The organism is Polaribacter butkevichii (assembly GCF_038024105.1).
GTDB lineage: Bacteria > Bacteroidota > Bacteroidia > Flavobacteriales > Flavobacteriaceae > Polaribacter > Polaribacter butkevichii.
Genome location: NZ_CP150661.1, coordinates 1771967 through 1789189 on the forward strand (window position 1 = coordinate 1771967; position 17223 = coordinate 1789189).

Below are 17223 nucleotides of genomic sequence, written 5' to 3' on the forward strand. Positions count from 1 at the left end.
TAATCATAAATTTTGTCTTTAGTAGCTTTTAGGCTTTTTTTGAAGTGTGTTTTAATAAAGTCTGCCAAATATTTTTGATTTGACTTTACAAAAAAATTAAGTATTCATTTAACCACAGGCCAAACTTAGCCTTACTACATTTTTATTAGTTCTCCTTTTTAAATCATAGAAAACATCATATTTAACCAAACAAAAAAAATCTCGCTTTCGCGAGATTTTAATATTTTCAAGAATTCTTAAAAGACTATTTCCTTATAATTCTAACATTCATTTCTTCTACCTTTTTATCAGATAAAATTGAAGGTGCATTAAACAATAAATCTTCTGATGATCCTGTTTTAGGGAAAGCCATTACTTCTCTAATAGAAGCTTTCTTTTCTAAAATCATCATTAATCTATCTACTCCCCAAGCAATTCCTCCGTGTGGTGGCGCTCCATACTGAAAAGCTTTGTACATTGTACCCACACTTTTCATCATTTCTTCTTTATCATAACCCATATTTTTATAGGTTGCTTCTAAAATTTCTGCCTTATGTGCACGCACAGAACCTCCACCAATCTCATAACCGTTTAAGATTAAATCGTATTGTTGCGCTATAATAGTTCCTATTTCTTCTCCTTCTCCAGTCATGTGCTTTTCTAAGTCATAGATTGCTGGCATAGAAAAAGGGTTGTGTGTAAATGTCCATCTTCCTTCATCTGTTTTTTCAAACATTGGAAAATCTACCACCCACGCTGGTCTTAATTCTTTAGGATTTATCAATTTAAAAATGCGTCCCATTTCTTGACGAACAGCATCTAATGCTTTGTTTGCTGTTGCATAATCTGCTGCTGAGAAAAATACAATATCACCAACTTTAGCATCTGTAGCTTTTATAATATTTGCTGCAATTTCTTCTCCTAAAAACTTAATAATTGGCGACTGTAAATCATTTTCATTTACAATAATATATGCCAAACCACCTAATCCATTTTGTTGTGCAATTGCAGTTAAGTTTTCAATTTGCCCTTTAGAAGCTCTTTTATTTCCTTGTTCAGCTGCAGAAACTTTAATACATTTTACAATTCCGCCTTCTTCAATTGGTTTGCTAAAAACTTGGAATGTGGTATCTTTTACAATATCCGTAATGTCTTGCATTTGCAATCCGTAACGTAAATCGGGTCTATCACAACCATATTTATCCATTGCGTTTTTATACGTAATTACTTCAAAAGGATGTAAAACCCATTTTTTACCATAGATTTTCTTCACAATCTCATTAAACATTTTGGTATTTAAATCGATAATTTGCTGCATACTTGCGTATGCCATTTCTATATCTAATTGTGTAAACTCTGGTTGTCTGTCTCCACGAGAATCTTCATCTCTAAAGCAACGTGCTATTTGAAAATATTTTTCAAAACCACCCACCATTAACATTTGTTTAAATTGTTGTGGCGCTTGCGGAAGCGTGTAAAAAGAACCCGCTTGTTTTCTTGTAGGCACAATAAATTCTCTTGCTCCTTCGTCTGTACCAGCCGTTAAAATAGGCGTTTCAATTTCTAAAAACTCTTCTTCGTCTAAGATATCACGCATTAGCTTGATTACTCTATGACGGTTCACAATAGCTTTACGAACCTCATCATTTCTATGATCTAAAAACTTATATTGAAAACGAACATTCTCGTTCGATTTCATCGCTCTTTTTATTTCAAAAGGAAGCGTTTTAGATAAGTTTAAAATATCTAAAGCAGACGTTTCTAATTCTAATTTACCAGTTCTTAAACCTGCGTTATAATCATCTTCATTTCTTTTAACTACAACTCCGGTAACAGAAATTACAGATTCTGATTTTAACTTTACAAGCTCATCTAAGTTAGGAAATGTTTCTCTACTTAAACGTACTTGAAAAACTTGATTGCTAGAATCGCGTAAATCAATAAAAATTAATTCACCATGATCTCTAACACTAGAAACCCAACCAGATAAAGTAACCTCATCATTAATTGAGTCTTCCGATAATTGAGAAATTTTATGAGTTCTATATTCCTCTTTTATAATAATCGGAACTTGAGGTAACGTTTCTTCTTCTATTTTTGCTTTTGGCTGATCGCTAGTTGCTTTTGACTCATCAGCTACAGCTGCACTCGTAGTCGTTATAACATCCGCAGAACAAGCATTTAATATTTCTTGACGAATTACTTTCCCTGAAGCTCCTTTACCAATAATACCAATAACTTTACCAACAAGAATACCTGCTTTACCTTGGTTTCCTGCTTTAATATCGTTTGCAGTTGCTTCATTTTCTGAAACTACTTTTGCAACGGCATCTTTAATTTTATCTTCAGAAATTGTATTGTCTTCAAAGTACTTTTTATAATCGAAAGTTCTATCTTTTAAATACGATGTAATTCCGTTTTGCACTAAAACTGACGTTATTTTATCGTCTTTAAATAATTGAAAAATCTCAATTAATTGATCAACACTATGAATATTCTCATATTCATCTGCACCAATATTATTTACCAATGTTTTGGCAACGAAAGAAGCATCATTTATTTTATTATTGATAGCAACAAAAACTTCTGAACGCAAAGAATCTGCAGTAAAAAACTTAGCATCTTGTGGTAAAACACCCCCATTTATCAAAATAGATTCTACTGCAAAAGGCAATGAACTGATATCTACATCGATACTTTCTACTACTTTTTTAATGTTGACAAAAGGTAAATCTGGCTCAGAAATAAAACGATAATCTGCCTCAAACTCCTTTTTACGCATGGTTTTAGTCTGCTTTAAATCTGCATCCCATAAAACCGTTGTTTGGTCTGGTCTAAATGCCTTATTTTCTACGTAATAACTTAATTGCTTTTCAATTTCTTCCTTTAAAGCATCTACCATAAACTTAAAAGAATTTAAGTTTTTGATTTCTGTTCTTGGGTTTAAATCATACGTGTGTTTTTTACGAAGCGATACAGAAACATCCGATTTAAACTCCCCTTTTTCTAAGTTAGCTTCAGATATTTTTAAATTCTGAACAATTCTTTGAATATACTGTGCATACGTAGATGCATCTTCTATATGACGAATACAAGGATCTGTTACAATTTCTATTAACGGAACTCCTGCTTTGTTAAAATCTACTAAAGAAATTTTCTTTTCGTGCATTAATTTTGCAGCATCTTCCTCTATGTGAACTTGCGTTAAGCTCACTGTAAATTGCGAACCATCATTTCTATAACAAGAAACTTGTCCATCTGGTATTACAGGATTATGAAACTGTGTAATCTGAATGTTCTTTGGATTATCTGGGTATTCATAATGTTTACGATCCCAAGAAATAACTTCATTAGAAAAAGTAGATTTTACTGCTTTTCCAAAATAAATAGCTTTTGTAATTGCCTCTTTATTTATAGAAGGTAAAACCCCCATTTGCCCTGTACAAACTGAACAGATATTTTGGTTTGGTTGTTCTATTTCTTGATTTGCACAAGAGCAGAATAACTTTGTTTTTGTATTTAATCGAACGTGAGTTTCAATACCGATTACTAACTCTAAGTCGTGCTTTTTTATAAGCTCATTTAATTGTTCCAGTTCCATTATATCGTATCTTTTAAGAAGTTAGCAAACTTCAAAACAAGTTCGTCATTATTTTTTGCTGCCGTAATTTGTAATCCTGTTTCTGTTCCTTGTGGCACGGTTAACGTTGGCAATTGCCCTAAACTAAAACCAACCGTATAGGCATCCGACAAATACATTGCTAAAGGATCTTTTAAACTATCGCCAATTTTTGGTGGCGAATTTGGTGTTACTGGTGATAAAATAATAGCAACTTCTTTAAAATCTTTTTCAAAATTAGCTATAATTTGATCTCTTACATTTAATCCTTTTAAGTAAATTTCATCAGAAAAACCTTGAGATAATACTTGGTTCCCACCAACAATTCTACGTTTAGATTCTTCCGAGAAATTTTCTAAACGTGTAATAGAATATGTATCTTTTAAAGTATCGCCTTCTATTCTGTTTCCGTAATTGGTACCATCTAATCTAGATAGATTCGATGCTGTTTCTGCCATTGCTAAAGTATAGTAGGTAGAAACTAAGGTGTCAGACTCAAAGAAATCTAATTCTTTTACTTCAATTCCTTTGGCTTTTATTTTTTCTATGGTTGCTAAAAAATCCGCTTTTACTTTTGCATCAATCGCATCATTTTCGATGAAATTTTTAAAGTATCCAACAGTTTTTATTTCATCAGCATTTAAAATAGTTGCTTCAGAGATTGCTTCCGATTGATACGTGGTTTGATCTTTAATATCCTTACCACTCATCACATTTAAAACAATTCTAATATCTTCAATCGATTTTGCAATTGGGCCAACACAATCTGTAGACGATGCGTACGCCATTAATCCGTATCTAGAAATTCTTCCGTACGTTGGTTTTAATCCGTAGACATTATTATAACCTGCCGGTTGACGAACAGAACCTCCTGTATCTCCACCAATTGAAAATACCGTAAAATCTTTGGCTACATTTACTGCAGAACCCCCACTAGAACCTCCAGAAACTAAATCTGTATTGATTGCGTTTTTAACGGCTCCGAAAATGGTGTTTTCAGAAGAAGAACCGTGTCCAAAAGAATCACAATTTTCTTTTACTAATGGTATTGCGCCTGCATCAAATAATTTTTGAATGGCAGTTGCCGTGTAAGGCGATTTGTACTTTTTTAATAAATCTGAACTCGCCGTTGTTAAAGTTCCTTGTACCATGTACACGTCTTTAATTCCGAACGGAATTCCCTCTAACAAACCAATTTCTTGTCCGCTTGCAATTTTAGCATCTACTTTAGCAGCTAATTCTAGCGCCAAGGTATCTAAAAGTGAATTGACGGTATTGTGTGTGTTCGATTTTAATAAATCTAATCTTTCTTGTACCAGTTTTGTACACGAAATTTCTTTGTTCACCAATTGTTGGTGAATTTTATGTATTTGCGATTCCATAATTATTCTTCTATCACTTTAGAAACTACTAAAAAACCATTCTTTTCTTTCGGAAAGTTTTCAATAATTATTTGTTTTTCTGCCTGCGGACTATCAATAACAATATCTTCTCTTAAATCATCTAAAGTTACAGCATTGTTATGATTGGTATTCACGTTATTATCTGATGTATTTGCATTTTTAATTACCTCAAACAATTGATTCACCGATTCCGATGGCTCTGCTCCTTTAATACTAGACAAAATGTCTACCGTCATTATTTTGCTCATTTCTTTATTTTTTAATTAAGATTCTGAAACAAGTTCAGAACATGAAAAAAGCCTTCCGATTAGGAAGGCTTTATGTATATATCTATAAACAACAACCTCCCTACCCTAACAATTAGGATTATTGAAATTACGATTGTTATTATTATTTATCATTGTAACGTTATTGACGTCAAATATATAGAGAAAATGTCGTTTACAATCTTCTTTTTTAAGATTTTATACAACCTTTACAATATTTCTAATATATCCTTGTTTATTTATTGATATAACAAAATATTAAAGTTTATTTACAAGAAATCTACTAATTAAATAGTAGGTTCCTTATAAATACAACGGCAAAATTGGGGGACTTCACTATTTATAATAAAAAAAACTTACTTTCTTAAAGGAATTGCAATATTAGGATAATCTGTAATTAAACCATCTACCCCCATATTTAACAAGTTAATCATATCTTCTTTCTTATTTACTGTCCAAGGAATAACTCTCATATTATTTTTCTGAATATTAGCAACCTCCTCTTTATTTAACAACACAAAATATGGACTATAAATTGCTGGCACAAAACTTAACATCTGCATGTTTGTTTTAAAATCATTCTGATACGTTAAAAATGCCAACGTAAATTCTGGATACGTTTTATGAATATATTCTAAAACCCTAGGATCAAAACTTTGAATAACGATTCTTTCTACAGGTAATTTTGCTTTTTTTAATTGCGCTATTACAAGATCTGAAAATTTAGCTACAGTAGGTTGAAATCCATCTTTTTCATCCGTAGGCGTACTTTTAATTTCTATATTATAAAGAATTTCAGTGTTTTTAGTTTCAGCAAAAGCAATTACTTCAGACAACAAGGGCTTGTAAGCAGCAACTTTTTCTTGCTCAGGGAACTTAGGATTCCCTAATGAACCAACATCATATTTCTTTATTTTCTGATACTTATTTTTATACATATTAAAAGCAGCAGCATCTTTTTTTGTAATACGATTTCCTTTGGCATCTAACGTAATTTCATCATTCAACCAAGGCTCATGAGAAACCACTACTTTGTTGTCTTTACTAATAACCACATCTAACTCTATGGTATTTACACCTAAATTTAATGCTTTTTCAAAAGCTTGCATTGTATTTTCTGGTGATAAACCTCTTGCACCTCTATGCCCTTGCAATTCAAAATCATATTGCTGCTTTTTCTCTAAAATAGTTGCATCAATAAAAGCTACAGTTTCATTGTATACACTCTCCCAATCATTCGATCTTAAATCACACGCAATTACATGATTTCCGGCTTTCGGAAAAGCTACTTTCTTTTTTTTATCAACAGAAGTACCTATACCCTCATACATTTTTAGAATTGCATCCACAGAAACTACCTGATCTTGTTCTTCTTCATTCTTATAATAATACCCTACAAAAACAGGAATCTTAACTTTAGAGAATGTTTGCGGAGTCATGTTGCTGATTAACATTTTTATTAAAGCTTCATACCCATTAACATGATAAGAAGTAGACCAATATTTAGCTTCTTCTTCAGGTCTTTTTTGCTTGATAATTTCACCGTGATTCATTTTTATAAATCCGGCTTTTCCTTCTGGAGTTACAATGGCTGCAAATGCAGGATTTTTAAGTCCGATAAACGGAGAATACATTACCAATCCTAAAATAGAAGCATCTTCTGATGCTAATTTTAAACTTAAAGTTCCACCTGTTGATGTACTTACTAAAATAACTTTCTTACCAATCTTTTTTCCTATTTCTAAAGCTTCTTTAGCAGAAGCGATATAATTTTCTGGTGTTAAATTTATAAAGTTATCATCTCTACCCAAACCATGTTCTTTTAAACGAGATAGGTAAACATTTGCATTGTATTTCTTAGAAAGCATGCTCATTACCGGCTCCCCTTCTCTACCACTTGCACCAAAACCATGTAAATACACAAACGCTATAGGAGATTGTTTTTCCTTATAATTTTCTGACCAAATAATTCTGGCTTCATTTCCTGATTTCATTCCTTTAACATGAGCTTCTTTATCATTTATACTTTTTTCTAAAGCAGCTAAATTTACAACTTCTTGTCCTTTAACAACAGTAATAAACAGTATTAAAAAAAGAAACGATAAAATATTTTTTTTCATTGTTATTATAATTAAAAAAAAGACCACTAAAATTGTAAATACATTTTTAGCAGTCTTTCTTATTTATTTTTAAACCTTAAAATTTTATTTTTAATTGCGCTCCAAAGAACCTTGGTGGACCAGCAATAAAAGTCGGAATTCCGAAAGCACCACCTGTATTACCTGCATCAATAATGTATTGTTTATCCAAAGCATTGTTCATATAAAAACCTAGCTCATACATTTTGTTTATAGTAAGCCCTACTTTATAATTTAAAATTCCATAACCCTCTTGTGAAATATTAGGTAAATTGGTTTCTTCAAAAAACACTTTAGACTTATAGGTATATGTTGGTCTAAAAAAGAAATCTAAATTTTTGTTGATTTTTGGGTTGATATTAAAACCTAAAGAGAATGAGTGCTTAGGGGTTAATCTAAATGTATTTCCAGCTAAAGCTTGTTCATTTCCATTAGCATCTTTATCATCAAAAGAAGCATCTATATACCCATAGTTTGCAAAGAAACTGCTACTTTTTGTAAAAGCAAATTGCGTAGCTGCTTCAAAACCAAATGTACTTGCATTTCCACTATCCTCTGGCGTAGACACAAGTTTTCCATCTTCAAACTTGGTAATTGTTGTTTGAAAATTAGAATAATCATACATATACCCATTGATATCAAACTGTAATCTATTATTTAAGAACAACGATTTTGCACCAACCTCATAAGACATTACTGTTTCATCAGATAATATATTTGTTTCCGTTGCTGTAACACTAATAACGTTAGGTCTTCTTCCTCTTGCAGCTGTTCCGAAAAAAGTAATATTATCATTCACATCATAATTTACTGCGAAACGACCAACTGCTGATAAAAAATTATCACTTGCTTCTATCTTTTCTCCGTTGGTACTTGCAAATAATACATTTGGATGATTTCCTGTTAAATACCCTAAATTAGAAGGAGTAGCAGCATCTTCTACTTGATAAGCCGCATTAATGTTTTCCCAAGTAGCTCTTAACCCTAAAGTAATCGATAATTTATCTGTAACATCATAAGAAGCATCCGCAAAAACATCGCCAGAATAATTTTTACCAAAATTAGTATACGTTTCTTTATTATAAGAACTTAAAGGAGCACCTGCTATTGCACCAAATGTTGCAGAATCATTAGGTATGTTTGACAACAAAGTTGGCACACCATTCACAACAAAAGCAGTAGGATTTAAAAGTAACACACCAAAACTTCTCTCATCCAATTCCCATGGTACTTCTTGCGAACCATCTTCAAAGAAAAAATTTCCACCAAAGAAACCTCTAAACTTCTCATCTGTATCAAAATTAAATCGAACCTCTTGACTAAATTGTTTTCCTTTAGCAATTTCTCTAAAATAAAGAGCAGGAGCCGCAGTTCCATCAGCATCAAAAGCTTCATTAGAATCAAATTGTCTATAAGCGGTTGTAGAAGTAACACCCCAAACATCATTCAGCTCATGTTTTAAAATACCTGTAACACCGTAAACAGTTCTATCTAAACCTAATTCTTCTCCTCTTTCTAAATCAGCAAAAGTATTTGGGTTTGTATCGCCACCAATTGGCGCATAAGTTCCACTTTTAAAAGAAGTACCAGGAGGCGTATCTTTTTGCCAGTTTGCAATAACATCTAAAGTTGTATTATCATTTATTAGATATTTAAATGATGTTCTAAAAGCAAGTGTTTCTTTTCCGTTTAAATCTCCACCAGAAACATTTTCGATAAAACCATCTCTAGAATTGTAAATTGCGGCAGCTCTAAAAAACAATTTATCATCCACCAAAGGTGTATTGTAATACCCTGTTGTTAAAACCTGATTGTAATTACCATAACCAACTTTTACAGCTCCAGATGTTTCATTTTTTGCTTTATTTTGTATGATATGCATGGCACCAATTTGTGCTCCTCTACCAAACAAGGTTCCTTGCGGACCTTTTAAAACCTCTACACGTTCAATATCATACAATTCTACAACAGATCCTCTAGATTTACTAATTGAAACTCCGTCTTGAAAGATAGAAACTCTTGGTTCTACTCTAGAATCTCCACTATCACTTGTAATTCCTCTAATAACAATTCCGGGATTATTAACACTTTGAATCTGCACTTGAAAACCAGGTACATATTCTGATAAAGCATCATACTCAAAAGTCCCTTGATTTTCTATAAAATCTGTTCCGTAAGAAGTAATAGCAATTGGAACATCTTTATTCTTTTGCTCTCTTTTCTGAGATGTTACCACAACACCTTCTAACATATATGAACTTTCTTTTAAACTAAAGTTTTCAATTGTTTCTGAATTACTAATTAATACTTTCTTTATAATTGTATTATATCCTAAATATGAAACTTCAACAACATAAGACGCATTTGCAATTTTCTCTAATATAAATTCTCCATTTTCATTAGAAGTTGCACCTAAAGACAATTTTTTTATATAAACATTTGCCCCCACAATAGGTTCTCCTTGCTCTGTGGTTATAGTTCCTTTTAATACGCTAACATCTTGTGCCTTTATACTAATTAAACTAAAGAGTGTTAAAAAAGTAAATAAAAATTTAAAATGCATTTTATTGAGTTTAAAATTAATTAGAATGCAAATTTATCTTTGTGAAGCAAGACTCTTGTTAACTTAAAATCATACAATAGTTACTTTTTAAATAGTTAGACCCCATTTTTTACAAATAATTCACGAAACAATAACACAAAAAATTAAACATATTAATAGGGTTTGTTTTTCTCAGAAAAAACCTAAATATGTACAGCTGAATAACACCTACTTAATCATTTTACCGAGGCAGAAATCTTGTTCTAACAAAACGATACTAACTTACTCTATGGTAATAAATACAATCTAAATAATACGCTATTATTCCATTAAACAAAAAACACCCCCTATTTTACAATATAGAAACAAAAGATTTAAGCCACTTTTAATCATTCTGATTTTCAAGAAGAAACAAAAAATATTAAAATTAATTTTAAAACCATTTTTAAGCCATTTAAGCCACTTTTAAGAAATCAACAAATGTTGATAATTTTTAAACAAAATTGCTAAAAACACTTTAAAAGCACTTTAAAATCCGTAAATTTGAGATTACTGAAATTTATTTTTTAAAAACGAATTTCAGCAATCTAAAAAATTAATAATTCACTTTATATAATGAGCGAAGAGAATAAAAATAATTATGACGCTTCCAGTATTCAGGCACTGGAAGGAATGGAACACGTAAGAATGCGTCCTTCCATGTATATTGGAGACGTAGGAATACGTGGTTTACACCACTTAGTATACGAAGTTGTAGACAACTCTATTGATGAAGCAATGGGAGGTTATTGTGATACAATTGATGTTACCATAAATGAAGACAACTCAATTACAACCAAAGATAACGGTCGTGGTATTCCTGTAGGAATCCATAAAAAAGAAGGCGTTTCTGCACTACAAGTTGTAATGACAAAAATTGGTGCCGGTGGTAAATTCGACAAAGATTCTTATAAAGTTTCTGGTGGTTTACACGGTGTTGGTGTTTCTTGTGTAAATGCATTATCAGATCATTTAAGAGCAACTGTACACAAAGAAGGAAAAGTTTGGGAACAAGAATACGAAAAAGGTAAAGCTTTATATCCTGTTAAAACTATTGGAGAAACAGATTTTACAGGTACAATTGTTACTTTTTTACCAGACAAATCTATCTTTAAGCAAACCACAGAATTCAACTACGAGACTTTGTCTACTCGTATGCGTGAATTATCTTTTTTAAATAAAGGTATTACCATTACATTAACAGACAGAAGAAATACAGATGATGAAGGAAACTTTATATCAGAAGTTTTTCATTCTGATGAAGGTTTACCAGAATTTATTAAATATTTAGATTCTACACGTGAGCAATTAATTGGTTCTGTAATTTCTATGGAAGGTGAGAAAAACGGTATTCCTGTAGAAGTTGCCATGGTATACAACACCTCTTATGCAGAAAACCTACATTCTTATGTAAACAACATTAATACACACGAAGGTGGAACACACTTATCTGGTTTTAGACGTGGTTTAACAGGAACTTTAAAAAAGTATGCTGATGAATCTGGCTTACTTAAAAATGTAAAATTTGATATTGCTGGTGATGATTTCCGTGAAGGATTAACCGCTATTGTTTCTGTAAAAGTACAAGAACCACAGTTTGAAGGGCAAACAAAAACAAAATTAGGTAACAGAGAGGTAACTTCTGCAGTTTCGCAAGCAGTATCAGAAATGTTAGCTGATTACTTAGAAGAAAACCCGAATGATGCAAAAATCATCGTTCAGAAAGTAATTTTAGCAGCAACCGCAAGACACGCAGCACGTAAGGCCAGAGAAATGGTACAACGTAAAACGGTAATGTCTATTGGTGGTTTACCTGGTAAATTATCTGACTGTTCTGAAACAGACCCAGCACAATGTGAAATTTTCTTAGTTGAGGGAGATTCGGCAGGTGGAACAGCAAAACAAGGTAGAGATAGAAACTTTCAAGCCATTTTACCATTACGTGGTAAGATTTTGAATGTAGAAAAAGCAATGCAACACAAAGTTTTTGAAAACGAAGAGATCAAAAATATGTTTACTGCTTTAGGTGTTTCTATTGGTACAGAAGAAGACCCAAGAGCCTTAAACTTATCTAAAGTACGTTATCATAAAGTAGTTATTATGTGTGATGCCGATGTAGATGGATCGCATATTGCTACCTTAATATTAACGTTCTTTTTTAGATACATGAGAGAAATGGTAGAGCAAGGTTATATTTACATTGCAACACCACCATTATACTTAGTTAAAAAAGGTCAAAAAAGAGAATACGCTTGGGATGATAATCAACGTGATGTTATTGCACAGCAAATGGGTGGTAATGTTGCTATTCAAAGATATAAAGGTCTTGGAGAGATGAACGCAGAACAACTTTGGGACACTACCATGAATCCTGAATTTAGAACCTTACGTAAAGTGGTAATCGACAGTCCTACAGAAGCAGATAGAGTTTTCTCTATGCTAATGGGAGACGATGTTCCGCCTCGTAGAGATTTTATAGAAAGAAATGCAAAATACGCTAATATAGACGTATAAAATTTCAACCTAAATAATTTTATTTAACACACATTTCTACTCGTAGAAGTGTGTGTTTTTTTTTGATACTTTTATCAAGTTTCTTAGACAGCTATTTCTTTAAAAAGATACAGTTAAAAAATAAAAGCCTACTTACTACTAATGAAAAACACCCGTTTTTAACCGTTTATAACCTCATTAAACTTTACTTATTGATATATTTTTCTATTTTAGCCGATAAAGCCAGTAAATTTTAACCAATTACAAACTAAACTATATTACAAAATGAAAAAAGGAATTTTAATATTTATAGGTGTATTCACCTTAACATTTAACACCAAAGCTCAAGATGGTTTTGAGGAAATTATATTAGGAGGACAAGAGGATGCTAAAAAAATTCTTGAAGGCTATTTTGCTCCTGCAATGGAAGGTTTTATATACTCTATGAATAATGGATGGGCACACACTGCCAAAGTACATAAAGTTTTAGGATTCGATTTAACTATCGGAGCAAGTGGCGCTTTAGTTCCTTCATCTAAAGAAATATTTACCGCAACCGGACTTACACATAATACAAATAATGACGGGGTTTATACAGGGCCAACATTAATGGGAGAAGGTGAAGGAAACACGTATACCGTAACAAAAGATGGAGAAACAATCTCTATACAAATGCCAGGAGGTATTGCAGAAGACTTACCCGTAAGCGCTGTACCCGCACCAACATTACAATTAAACATAGGTTTACCTTACAAATTTGAAGCAATGGTTAGATATTTCCCTGAAACAGATTTTGGTGATGATGGAGGAAGCGCAAAAATGATAGGATTAGGTTTAAAGAAAGAAATTACCAGCTGGTTTGGACCTTTAGACAAACTACCTCTACATGTATCTTTACTTGCATCTTACACTACTTTAAACGTAATATATGGTTTTGAAAACACTGACAATGAAGAACTCGACATAGATAACGGAGCTGCAGAATTTGATTTAAAAGCATTTAATGTACAAGCATTGGCTTCGTTAAACTTTCCAATTATAAATGTTTATGGAGGTATTGGTTATGGTTCTGGAAACAGCGACTTTAAAATGACCGGAACGTATACTTACGATAAAGGAGGTTCTAATGAAGAAGAATTAACTCCACCAGATTTAAAATTTTCTGCAGCAAGTTTTAAAACAACTCTTGGAGCAAGATTAAGCTTAGGTTTCTTTAAAATATTTGCAGATTACACTCTACAAGAATACAATACAGTTTCGGCAGGTATTGCATTTAGTATTAGATAGAAAAGCTCGAAATCCTTTTCGCAAAAAGACACCTTTTTAAGGTGTCTTTTTGCTTTTAAAGAACTAAAATCTTAAGTAAATTTCGTATTTTTGTTAGAGTTAAAATTTATTATAAATCTTAAAATTATATATATGAAAGTTTCAGTAGTAGGAGCAGGTGCAGTAGGAGCAAGTTGTGCAGAATACATCGCAATTAAAAACTTCGCAGCAGAAGTAGTTATTTTAGACATTAAAGAAGGTTTTGCCGAGGGTAAAGCAATGGACTTAATGCAAACTGCCTCTTTAAATGGTTTTGATACAAAAATAACAGGAAGCACAAGTGATTATTCTAAAACAGCAAATTCTGATGTTTGTATAATTACCTCTGGTATTCCTCGTAAACCAGGAATGACACGTGAAGAATTAATTGGAATTAATGCAGGAATTGTAAAAACAGTTTCAGCAAACTTAATAGAACATTCTCCAAATACAATTATTATTGTAGTATCGAATCCAATGGATACGATGACATATTTAGTTCATAAAACTACTGGCTTACCAAAAAATAAAATTATTGGAATGGGTGGTGCTTTAGATTCTGCTCGTTTTAAATACAGATTAGCTGAAGCTTTAGGAGCTCCTATTTCTGATGTTGACGGTATGGTTATTGGTGGTCACTCAGATAAAGGAATGGTACCATTAATTGGAAAAGCAGCTAGAAATAGTGTTGTTGTTTCAGAGTTTTTATCTGAAGAACGTATGGATCAAGTTGTACAAGACACTAAAGTTGGTGGTGCAACCCTTACTGGTTTATTAGGTACTTCTGCTTGGTACGCTCCAGGTGCAGCAGTTTCTGCAATGGTGCAAGCAATTGCTTGTGATACTAAAAAAATATTCCCTTGTTCTGCATTATTAGAAGGTGAATTTGGTTTAAGCGATTTATCAATTGGTGTACCTTGTGTATTAGGTGCTAACGGAATTGAAAAAATTGTTGAAATTAGCTTAACAGATGCTGAAAAAGCAAAATTAGTAGAATCTGCAGCTGGTGTAAAAGCAACTAACGGTTTATTAGAATTATAAATCTATTAATAGATTTTATCTAACACCGCATTTAATATTTAAAAGCCTCAAAGACATTTTCTTTGAGGTTTTTTTATACTTCACTATTTGTTAGAAACAGCGTTTATCAAAATAAAAAGCTCCACTCCTATTACATTAAACTTAGTCCGTATACTTTTTCTAAAACCATAATAATTTCAAAGATTTATACTGTACTTAAAACATCAATAATCAATCTTCTTATAGATTTACAGATAACATGTATCTTAGCATTCTAATTATTGAAAAAGTGAAAAAGCAAACACATACTCTTTTAAAAAACATATACGGTTACGAGAATTTTCGTCCTTTACAAGAAGAAATTATAGACAGAACCCTAGAAGGAAAAGACAGTTTTGTATTAATGCCAACTGGAGGAGGAAAATCTATCTGTTTTCAAATCCCCGCATTAATTTTTGATGGAATTACCATTGTAGTTTCCCCACTTATTTCATTAATGAAAGACCAAGTACAAGCTTTAAAGGCAAACGGAATAAAAGCGGATTTCTTTAACAGCTCTAATTCTCCACAAGAGGAAAACGAAGTCATAAATAAAGCAATCAATCAAGAAATACAATTATTATATTTATCACCAGAAAAATTAATATCAGTAAGCAATACCTGGTTAAAAGAACTCAACATAAAACTAGTAGCTATTGACGAAGCCCATTGTGTAAGTATGTGGGGACATGATTTTAGACCTGAATATACACAACTAAAAGTATTTAGAAATTCTATACCACACGTACCTTTTATGGCATTAACCGCCACGGCGGATAAATCTGCTAGAAAAGATATAGAAACTCAACTAGGTTTAACAAATTCAAAATTATTTATTTCTTCTTTTGACCGAAAAAACTTAAGTATAGAAGTAAGAGGACAAGTACAGAAAAAGAAAAAACTACAAGAAATTACCAGTTTTATAAAACGAAGAAAAAACGAAAGCGGTATTATTTATTGTTTAAGCAGAAAAAATACAGAGGAAGTAGCAAACTACCTTAAAAAAGAAGGGCATTCTGTTGCATTTTATCATGCAGGAATGAATCATGAAGAAAGAGAAAGCACGCAAACCGATTTTATAAATGACGATGTAAAAATAGTGGTTGCCACTATCGCCTTTGGGATGGGAATTGACAAATCGAATGTTCGTTTTGTAATTCATTATAATTTACCAAAAAACCTAGAAGGTTATTATCAAGAAATAGGAAGAGCAGGAAGAGATGGATTACCATCAGAAACCATTTTATACTACAACATGAGAGATTTTGTGTTGTACAGCCAATTTGCAGATGGCGGCGCAAACAGTGCCATGCAAAAAGAAAAACTAAATAGGATGCTTCAGTTTGCAGAAGCAAAATCATGCAGAAGAAAAATATTATTATCCTATTTTGGAGAACACCTTACTGAAAATTGCGGCAATTGTGATGTTTGCGAAAATCCACCTCAAGATTTTGACGGTACTGTTTTAACTCAAAAGGCACTTTCGGGAATTGCTAGAATGAAAGAAAAAGACGGAATTACCATGTTAATAAATGTATTACGAGGCAGTAATAATGCAGACATTCACACAAAACAGTATTACAATTTAAAAACCTACGGAATTGGTAAAGATGTTAGCTTTTTTGATTGGCGAGATTATGTAATTCAAATGGCAAATCAAGGTCTTATAGAAATTATGTATAGCGAAAATTCTGCTTTAAAAATATCACCCATCGGGTGGGAAGTTTTAAAAGGAGAAAAAAAAATACGCTTAACCACCCCTGTAAAAATTGATGATAAACAGAAAAAAGAAAAAGCACCAAAAATTACCACTGAAGGAGAAACAAATAAAGATTTATTTACAGAACTTAAAAAAATAAGATACGCCATTTCTAAGGAAGAAAAAATGCCCGCTTACATTATTTTTAACGATAAAACATTAAAATTAATGGCAAGTGAGCTTCCAACAACAGAAAATGAATTTTTAGCAATTTCTGGGGTAGGAATGAATAAAATGGAAAAATATGGTGAGGAGTTTATGACTGTAATTCGTAAATTTAAAAACGTAGCCAAACCCAGAAAAATTACCACCATACAAAAAACTTTTAATTTATATAATTCGGGATTAAATCCTGCAGAAATTGCAGAAGAAAGAAGTTTATCTATAACCACTATATTTTCACATTTATCTCAACTATACATGGAAGGAAAAAATGTGAATTTAGAAAAACTTGTAGATAAAAAAGTGGTAGACAAAGTACGAGTTGCTTTTAATGAATTAGACAGAAAAATAGAACTGAAACCAATTTACGACAAACTAAACGAAGAAGTTTCTTACGGAGAAATAAGACTTAGCATTACGCTCATCCTAAAGAATGAATAGATCTGATTAAAAAAATAG

The 17223-nt window shown here is 32.0% G+C and carries 9 protein-coding genes; 4 read left to right on the forward strand and 5 right to left on the reverse strand.

All coding sequences use genetic code 11. The features are described from left to right. Positions 1 to 244 precede the first annotated feature (244 nt). The 5 genes from gatB/aspS to WG951_RS07515 all read right to left on the reverse strand — a co-directional run bounded on the left by gatB/aspS (position 245) and on the right by WG951_RS07515 (position 9968). Positions 245 to 3580 (reverse strand): bifunctional amidotransferase subunit GatB/aspartate--tRNA ligase AspS, encoded by a 3336-nt coding sequence (gatB/aspS, locus tag WG951_RS07495; RefSeq protein ID WP_105050381.1) that lies wholly within the window; start codon positions 3578 to 3580, stop codon positions 245 to 247. Continuing rightward, on the reverse strand, positions 3580 to 4980 hold the full coding sequence (locus WG951_RS07500) for an amidase family protein (protein ID WP_105050380.1): 1401 nt from the start codon (positions 4978 to 4980) through the stop codon (positions 3580 to 3582). The genes gatB/aspS and WG951_RS07500 overlap by 1 nt, the downstream gene beginning before the upstream one ends. Before the next feature lie 2 nt (positions 4981 to 4982). Further along, positions 4983 to 5249 carry a hypothetical protein gene (locus WG951_RS07505; RefSeq protein ID WP_211296753.1) on the reverse strand — a complete coding sequence of 89 codons (267 nt, stop codon included), beginning with the start codon at positions 5247 to 5249 and terminating at the stop codon, positions 4983 to 4985. Between the two features lie 374 nt (positions 5250 to 5623). After that, positions 5624 to 7387 carry a glycerophosphodiester phosphodiesterase family protein gene (locus WG951_RS07510; RefSeq protein ID WP_211296752.1) on the reverse strand — a complete coding sequence of 588 codons (1764 nt, stop codon included), beginning with the start codon at positions 7385 to 7387 and terminating at the stop codon, positions 5624 to 5626. A 76-nt stretch (positions 7388 to 7463) separates the two neighbouring features. Further along, positions 7464 to 9968, reverse strand: coding sequence for a TonB-dependent receptor (locus WG951_RS07515; protein WP_105050379.1), 2505 nt, complete (start codon positions 9966 to 9968; stop codon positions 7464 to 7466). 594 nt (positions 9969 to 10562) lie between these two features. Between WG951_RS07515 and gyrB the strand changes: the two genes are divergently transcribed. The 4 genes from gyrB (at position 10563) to recQ (ending at position 17205) form a co-directional block, all read left to right on the forward strand. Continuing rightward, positions 10563 to 12500, forward strand: coding sequence for a DNA topoisomerase (ATP-hydrolyzing) subunit B (gene gyrB, locus WG951_RS07520; protein WP_105050378.1), 1938 nt, complete (start codon positions 10563 to 10565; stop codon positions 12498 to 12500). A gap of 264 nt (positions 12501 to 12764) precedes the next feature. Beyond that, positions 12765 to 13766, forward strand: a complete 1002-nt coding sequence (locus WG951_RS07525; RefSeq protein ID WP_105050377.1) for a DUF6588 family protein — start codon at positions 12765 to 12767, stop codon at positions 13764 to 13766. Positions 13767 to 13898: 132 nt separating this feature from the next. Further along, positions 13899 to 14825: a malate dehydrogenase gene (locus tag WG951_RS07530; RefSeq protein WP_105050376.1), complete on the forward strand. Its 927-nt coding sequence runs from the start codon at positions 13899 to 13901 to the stop codon at positions 14823 to 14825. A gap of 268 nt (positions 14826 to 15093) precedes the next feature. Beyond that, complete coding sequence (recQ, locus tag WG951_RS07535) at positions 15094 to 17205, forward strand: DNA helicase RecQ (RefSeq protein ID WP_105050641.1); 2112 nt, start codon at positions 15094 to 15096, stop codon at positions 17203 to 17205. The last annotated feature ends 18 nt before the right edge of the window (positions 17206 to 17223 follow it).